The sequence below is a fragment of the Ramlibacter sp. genome (assembly GCF_028292805.1).
In the GTDB taxonomy this organism is placed as follows: domain Bacteria; phylum Pseudomonadota; class Gammaproteobacteria; order Burkholderiales; family Burkholderiaceae_C; genus Ramlibacter.
In genome coordinates, this window is sequence record NZ_JAQGLS010000067.1 from 1 (window position 1) to 7,084 (window position 7,084).

The 7,084-nt window shown below is 72.9% G+C and carries 6 protein-coding genes and 1 pseudogene; 5 read left to right on the top strand and 2 right to left on the bottom strand.

Annotated features, from left to right (window positions below; all coding sequences use genetic code 11):
• The 3 genes from JWP65_RS03505 to JWP65_RS03515 form a co-directional block, all read left to right on the top strand.
• On the top strand, window positions 1–334 hold a 334-nt coding region (locus JWP65_RS03505), incomplete at its 5' end, for a response regulator (protein ID WP_299760388.1).
• Entirely contained in the window at window positions 331–2,487 is a 2,157-nt protein-coding gene (locus JWP65_RS03510; protein ID WP_299760390.1) for a hybrid sensor histidine kinase/response regulator, read from the top strand. The genes JWP65_RS03505 and JWP65_RS03510, both read left to right, overlap by 4 nt.
• Window positions 2,484–2,825 carry a hypothetical protein gene (locus JWP65_RS03515; protein WP_299760392.1) on the top strand — a complete coding sequence of 114 codons (342 nt, stop codon included), beginning with the start codon at window positions 2,484–2,486 and terminating at the stop codon, window positions 2,823–2,825. The genes JWP65_RS03510 and JWP65_RS03515 overlap by 4 nt, the downstream gene beginning before the upstream one ends.
• On the opposite strand, the gene JWP65_RS03520 is transcribed toward JWP65_RS03515, so the two are convergent.
• Window positions 2,812–2,991: a histidine kinase dimerization/phospho-acceptor domain-containing protein gene (locus JWP65_RS03520; protein ID WP_299760394.1), complete on the bottom strand. Its 180-nt coding sequence runs from the start codon at window positions 2,989–2,991 to the stop codon at window positions 2,812–2,814. The two genes, JWP65_RS03515 and JWP65_RS03520, sit on opposite strands and share 14 nt — an antisense overlap.
• A gap of 309 nt (window positions 2,992–3,300) precedes the next feature.
• Between JWP65_RS03520 and JWP65_RS03525 the strand changes: the two genes are divergently transcribed.
• Together JWP65_RS03525 and JWP65_RS03530 are read left to right on the top strand one after the other, a co-directional pair.
• Window positions 3,301–3,846: a DUF924 family protein gene (locus JWP65_RS03525; protein WP_299760396.1), complete on the top strand. Its 546-nt coding sequence runs from the start codon at window positions 3,301–3,303 to the stop codon at window positions 3,844–3,846.
• On the top strand, window positions 3,843–6,545 hold the full coding sequence (locus JWP65_RS03530; RefSeq protein ID WP_299760398.1) for a response regulator: 2,703 nt from the start codon (window positions 3,843–3,845) through the stop codon (window positions 6,543–6,545). Before JWP65_RS03525 ends, JWP65_RS03530 begins: the two co-directional genes overlap by 4 nt.
• Before the next feature lie 10 nt (window positions 6,546–6,555).
• Here the strand turns inward: JWP65_RS03530 and JWP65_RS03535 are convergent.
• Window positions 6,556–7,084: pseudogene (locus tag JWP65_RS03535) on the bottom strand (alpha/beta hydrolase); the annotation flags it as partial.

The window sequence follows — 7,084 nt, forward strand, 5'->3', positions numbered from 1 at the left end:
GGAGACCCTGGCGACCTTTCTGGAGATGCTGGGCATGCAGACCCGGCAGGCGCACGACGGGCCGCAGGCGCTGGCGGCCGCGGCCGGCTTCCGGCCCGAGGTCGTGCTGCTCGACATCGGCCTGCCCGGCATGGACGGCTACGCGGTGGCGCGGGCCCTGCGCGCCCACCCCGAGCTGGCGCGGGTGCACCTGATCGCCTTGACCGGCTGGGGCGGGGCGGAAGACCGCCGCCGGGCCATGGCCGCCGGCTTCGACCACCACCTGACCAAGCCGGTCGACCTGGGCGTGCTGGAAGACACGCTGCGCCGCGTCCAGCTGGAGCAACGCGCGTGAACGCCGCCCCCGCTGCGCTCCCGGTGCCGAGCAGCGAGGAGGAAGCCACCGCCAGCGTCCGCTCGCTGCGGATGCTGATGCTGCTGTGCATGCTGGTGCCGCTGGCGCTGCTGGGCATCTTCGGCTACTACCGCTACCTGCAGGTGCACGACGAAGCGGAAGTGCGCCTGGACCGGGCGTTGCGCATCGCCAACGAGCACGCGCTCAAGGTGCTGGAGACCAACCAGACGCTGCTGCGCCACATCGGCGACCTGGCGGGGGGCAACGGTGCGGCCGGCAACCAGGACCGGGCAAGGCTGCACGCGCAGATCAGGGAGCTGGCCCGGGACAAGCCGCAGATCCGCGCCATCCGGGTCACCGATGCCGAGGGCGCGCTGGTGGCGACCAGCCGCGGTCATCCGCCCTCGCAGGGGCAGTGGGCGGCCGCGCTGGAGTCGTTCCGCTTCCATGCGCAGCAGCGCGGCAACGGGCCGCTGTTCTTTTCCGAGCTGACCGACGGCGGGACGGTTTTCGAGATGAGCCGGGGCCGCACCGGCCCCGACGGCCGGTTCGCCGGCACCGTCTCGGTCAGCCTGGCGCCGGCGTACTTCGCCCGCTTCCACGCCGATCTGTCGGCCGACGAACCGGGCCTGGCCATCACCATGTTCCGCCAGGACGGCATCGTCTATTCGCGCTGGCCGCCGCTGCGCCTGGCGCCGCCCAAGATGGCCGCCAGCAGCCCGGTGCTGTCGCGGGTGCTGCGCGGCGAAACCAGCGGCATCATCCGCGGCGTCTCCTCGCTGGACCGGCAGGAGCGGCTGCTGCTGTTTCGCCGCGTCGGCGACTATCCGGTGTACCTGGGCACCGGGCTCGAGCTGGGCGCGATCCGCAGCGGCTGGCTGCGCGAAATGGGCCTGATCGGCGCCTTCGCCCTGGTGCCGGTGCTGGGCCTGCTGATCGCCGCGCTGGCCGCGATGAAGCGGGCCGGGCAGGCGCGCGAGGCGGCGCGCCGGCTGCACCAGGAGTCGCACGCGCGGGTGCAGGTGGAAGAGGCGCTGCGGCAGGCGCAGAAGATGGAGGCGGTCGGTCGCCTGACCGGCGGCGTGGCGCACGATTTCAACAACGCGCTGATGGTGATCTCGGCCAACCTGCACATGCTCAAGCTGACGCAGCCGCAGGCTGCCGGCAAGCAGACCGAGGCCATCGCCCGCGCGGTCGACAACGCCACCAAGCTCACCCGCCAGCTGCTGGCCTTCTCGCGCCGGCAGGCGCTGTCGCCGGAGCTGGTGCGGCTGCAGGAGCTGCTGCCCTCGCTGAAGGACCTGATGGCGCCGGTGCTGGGACGGCAGGTGCCGCTGGTGGTGGTGGTGGCCGAGGACACCGCGCCGATCAAGGTCGACCTGGCCGAGCTGGAGTTGGCGCTGATCAACCTGGCCGTCAATGCCAAGGACGCCATGCCTGCCAGCGGCAGCTTCCGGCTCCAGGCCCGCAACGCGCCGCCACCCGGGCTGATGCCGGGGCCGGCCGTCGTGATCGAGGCGACCGACAGCGGCAGCGGCATTGCGCCGGAGTTGCTGGCCCGGGTGTTCGAGCCGTTCTTCACCACCAAGCCGGTGGGCGAAGGCACCGGGCTCGGGCTGGCGCAGGTCTACGGCTTCTGCCAGCGCTCGGGCGGTCACGCCGAGATCCGCAGCACGCCCGGCGCCGGCACCACCGTGGCGATGTACTTCCCGGCGCAGGAGGGCCGCCCGCCGCCGCCCCAGGGCCGCGACGAAGCGGCGCAGTCGGCGTTGGACCTGCGGGTGTTGCTGGTGGAAGACAACGCCGACGTGGCGGCGGCGGTCCAGCCGGTGCTGCAGGCGCTGGGCTGCACCGTGCGGCACTTCGACGCGGCCGCGCCCGCCATTGTCTGGCTGGACGCCAACCCGAGCGCCGTCGACGCGGTGCTGACCGACGTGGTGATGCCGGGCGCGATGGATGGCCTGGCGCTGGCACGCTACGTGCGCGAGCGCCATTCCCGGCTGCACCTGGTGGTGATGACCGGCTACGCCGAGCATCTCGACGAAATCACGCGCCACGGCTTCGAGATGCTGGCCAAGCCGTGGAACGCGGCCAGCCTGGCGCGGGCGCTGCGCGCCGCGGGCACCGGCGGCGGCCAGGCAGGCGACCGATGAGGCTGCCACCGACCGTCCGCGCCCGGCTGGCCAGCCTGGTGCCGGCCTCCATGCTGGCCACCGGGCCCGCCGCGGTGGCGACCGTCCTGCACGTCTGCCAGCAGGCGAAGCTGGCCGTGCTGGCCAGACCGGTGAGCGCGCTGCCCCCGCCTTGCCTGAACAGGTCGAACGCGTGGGGCCGCGTGACGCGGTCCATGCCGGGCGCCGTTGTCGATCACGCGAAGCACCACCTGGCCGCCCTCCAGCCCGGCCTGCACTTTCGATCAGGCCGGCGGCGGCGCGTGTACTTGGCGGCGTTGCCCACCAGGTTGCTGACCACCCGCGTCAGCCGCGGCTGACGCGCACGACGTCCGGCAGGTCGTCCACCAGCACCACCAGATGCCGCAACTGGCGCCGCATCATGTCGCGCGCGCGCACCGCCGCCGGCGGCAGCTCGCCGACCCGGCGCAGCAACTCCAGCCCGGTGCCGATCGTCGCCAGCGGCTTGCGCAGCTGGTGGGCCACGGGTGGCGATGAATTCGTCACCCGCAGCCGGATGTGCAACCAGCGACCGCGCCGCTGGGCAGCAGGTCGGGGTTGGCGACTGGTGGCGGCCTTCCATGTCCTTGGCGAAGATCGCGTCGTCCGAAGCCGCGGCGATGACTTGGCGCGCGCGCCGGGATCAGCCAACGCACCGGGCCGGCTGTCATGCCTGCAATGGTTCGGCATTTCGCATGCGCCGGCGGCGCGCCACCACCGGTGCAGGCGGGCGCGGAACTCGTCACCGGAGCGCGCTCTGGTAGGGCGGCTGGCAGTCCGGTAGAGTCGGGCGCCATGTCCCAGCCCACTTCTGAAGCTCTCGCCGTCGTCGCCTTCTGGCGCGACGCCGGACCGAGCCGCTGGTTCACCAAGGATCCCGGCTTCGACGCCGCCTTCCGCGAGCGCTTCCTGGCCTTGCACGAGCGCGCCGCCAGCGGCGACCTGGACGGCTGGGCCGAGACTGCCGACGGCGCGCTGGCCTTGCTGATCCTGCTGGACCAGTTGCCTCGCAACGCCTTTCGCGGCAGCCCGCGCATGTACGCGACCGATCCGCAGGCCCTGCGCATCGCGCACGCCGCGCTGGCGCGCGGACTCGATGACCAGGTGCCGCCGGAGCTGCGCGGCTTCATGGTGATGCCGCTGATGCACTCGGAAGACCCGGCCGACCAGGCCCTTTGCGTCGAGAAGAGCGCGCAGCTGCCGCACACGCTGCCCCATGCGCTGGAGCACCAGGACATCATCCGCCGCTTCGGCCGCTTTCCCCACCGCAACGCGGTGCTGGGGCGCACCAGCACCGCGCCCGAGGAGCGCTTCATCGCCGAGGGCGGTTTCTCCGGGTGAGGGTCCAGGCGCTCATCGCCCTGCTGGCCGGCTTGCTGCTGGGCGGCGCCGGCCCGGCCGCCGCCCAGCCACGGGCAACGCAGGGCCACATGACCCTGGCCGCCGCCCCCACGGATGCCGTGCCGCTGCAGGGCGACTGGGGCTTTGCCTGGCAGCAGTACCTCGATCCGCACTGGCAGCAACTGCCCACTCGCGTCTTCGCGCCCGTGCCTTCCAGCTGGAACGCCCTGGCCGGCGGCGGCAAGCCGCAGGGCGAGAACGGCTGGGGCAGTTTCGCGCTGCAGGTGGACTGCCCGCGCGGCAGCGCGCTGGCAGTGGAGGCCGTTGGCCAGCGCACGGCGTCGCGGCTGTTCGTCAACGGCACCGAGGTGGCGGCCCACGGCATCCCCGGCACATCGGCGGCGGCGACCCGCGCGGCCGTCCACACCCGCATCCCGATCAGCCGCGAGTTCGCCTGTCCGCTGCGCATCACCCTGCACGTGGCCAATTTCGAGCATCGCGCGGGCGGTTTCGTGCGGCCCTTGCTGGCCGGGCCGGCCGACGTGCTGGCGCGCGAGCGCGAGTCGCGCCTGGCCTACGCCGCCGCCCAGCTGTCGACCTACCTGCTCACCGCGGTGGTGGCGCTGATCTTCGCGGCGGTGCGCCGGCGCGAGCGGATCCCGCTGCTGTTCGGCCTGTTCTGCCTGTGCATGGCGGTCTACACGGACATGATCGGCGAGCGGCTGCTGCTGCGGCCCCTGGGCGGCGAGCTGTCGTGGCTGGCGTACATGCGGGTGGAATACCTGTCGTGGGTGGCCGGGATGGCCCTGTTCCTGGTGACGCTGCGCGACCTGTTCCCGCAGGAGATCAACCGCCGCGTGGTGCAGCTGGTGGTGGGGCTGCTGGTGCTGGCCGGCATCGGCATCGTCGCGCTGCCGCCCGCCATCTACTCCTACTCCCTGCTGCCGGGGATGGTGATCGCCGTGCTGGTGGCCAGCTATGTGGTGGCCGCCATGGTGCGGGCCCAGCGGCGCGCGCCGGTGGACGCGCGGGTGCTGCTGGTGGGCATGCTGGCGATCCTGGTGACGCTGGCGCTCGACCTGGTCCTGATCGACGCGCCCGGGCCGGACCGCAAGTTCGCGCCGATCGGCTTTGCGCTGTTCCTGCTGTCGCCGGCGGTGGTGATCGGCCGGCGCCTGAGCCAGGCCCTCAACGCCGAGGAGCGCAACCGCACGCTGGAGGAAAACGCCCGCCTGCGCGAGGACGTGGAGCGCATGTCGCGGCACGACCTGAAGACGCCGCTGAACGCCATCCTGGGCGCCACCCGGCTGCTGCGTGACGAGCCGCGCCTGACGACCAGCCAGCGCGAACTGGTGGGCGTGCTGCAGCGCGCGAGCTTTCGCATGCTGGAGATGGTGAACCTGTCACTGGGCCTGTTCCGGATGGAGACCGGCAGCTACGACCTGCGCCCGCAGGCCGTCGACCTGCGCGACGTCGCCATGCGCGTGCTGGTGGACCTGCACTCGTACGCCGGGGCCGCCGGGGTGCTGCTGCACCTGCAGGGTTCGAACCGCAGCCCGGTCTACGTGCGCGCCGAGGAGCTGCTGTGCTACTCGATCGTGGCCAACCTGGTCAAGAACGCCGTGGAGGCGGCCGGCGCCGGCAACCGCGTCACCGTCGCCGTCCATCCGGGCGAGCCGGTGCGGCTGACCGTGCACAACCCGGGCGAGGTGCCGCCCGAGGTGGTCGGCCAGTTCTTCGAGAAGTACGTGACGCGCGGCAAGAGCGGCGGCACCGGCCTGGGCACCTACTCGGCCCGGCTGATGGCGCGGGCGCAGCACGGCGAGCTCGGGCTGCGCACCGGCATGGCGGCCGGCACCACGCTGACGCTGACGCTGCGGCCCCTGAAGGACGAGGCGGCGACGGTCCTGGCCGCGGCGCCGGCCGAGCAGGCGGCGACGCAGTGGGACCAGGCCATGCCGGCGCGCAGCGTGCTGCTGGCGGACGACGACGAGTTCACCCGGCTGGTGCACCGGCGCTTCCTGCCCAGCCCGCCGTTCCAGGTCGAGACCGCCGCCAACGGCCACGCCGCCATCGAGGCGATGCTGCGGCAATGGCCGCACTACCTGCTGCTGGACATGGAGATGCCGCTCAAGAGCGGGGTGGAGACGGTGCGCTGGGTGCGCGAGCACGAGGCCGCCCACGCTGGCGTGCCCCGCTGCAGCGTGATCATGCTGTCGTGCAACGACGACGAAGCTTCCGCGGCCCGGGCGCTGCGGGCCGGCGCCGACCGCTTCCTGGCCAAACCGGTCAGCCGCGATGCGCTGCTGGCGACGCTGGGCGAGCTGGAGGCCGGGCTGGCCGGCCAGGCGGCGGAGCCGTCCGGGTGGGGCGTCAGCGGCGGTGACCTGGCCGCGCGCCCGGACGACGAGGTCGTGGTGGTGGACCCGGAATGGCTGGAGGTCTTTCCCGGCTTCGTGCGCTCCCAGCGCGAGACCATCGCGTCCATGGCCGCGGCGCTGGCCAGCGGCGACCGGGAGGACCTGCAGTTCCTGGCGCACCGCGCCACCGGCGGGCTGGGCAGCATGGGCTTGCACTGGGCGGCGCGGCAAAGCCGTATCGTCGAACAGGACGCGCTGCACGCGTCGGCAGGCGAGCTGCAGCCGCGCATCGAGGCGCTGGGCGAGCACCTGGGGCGGGTGCGCATCGAGAGCGCCTGAGCCGGCGCGTTCAGCGCCGCGCCCGCACCAGCTCCAGCACCGCGTGGGCGAACACCCGCGGCGCTTCCTGCGGCAGCTTGTGGCCCACGCCCGGCAGCACGCGGTGCGAACGCCGGCCCGAAAAACGGTGCGCATGAACCGCCGCCGCGGCCGGCGGGCGCACGCCGTCGTCGGCGCCGTCCAAGCTGATCGTGGGCACCCCGATGCCGGGCTGCGCCGCCAGCCGGCGTTCGATCTGCGCATAGGCCGGATCGCCTGTCACCAGGCCGTAGCGATGCCGGTAGGAATGGATCACCACGTCGACGAAGTCCCGGTTGTCGAAAGCCGCGGCCGAACGTTCGAAAACCGCGTCGTCGAACGCCCAGCTGGGCGACCACAGCTGCCACAGCAGCCGCGGGAGCGCGCGCCGCTGCCTGGCCGGCCCGGCGCGCCCGCGCTCGCGCTCGCAGTGGAAGTAGTACTGGTACCAGAGGCTGTGCTCATTGACCGGCGTGTCCGGCTCCAGCGCCCGCGCGATGTCCTGGATGTTGTAGCTGTTG

Bases quoted from the DNA above. Each gene is read 5' to 3' on its own strand.
- JWP65_RS03525 (WP_299760396.1), top strand. From the start codon at position 3,301: ATGTCCCAGCCCACTTCTGAAGCTCTCGCCGTCGTCGCCTTCTGGCGC.
- JWP65_RS03515 (WP_299760392.1), top strand. From the start codon at position 2,484: ATGAGGCTGCCACCGACCGTCCGCGCCCGGCTGGCCAGCCTGGTGCCG.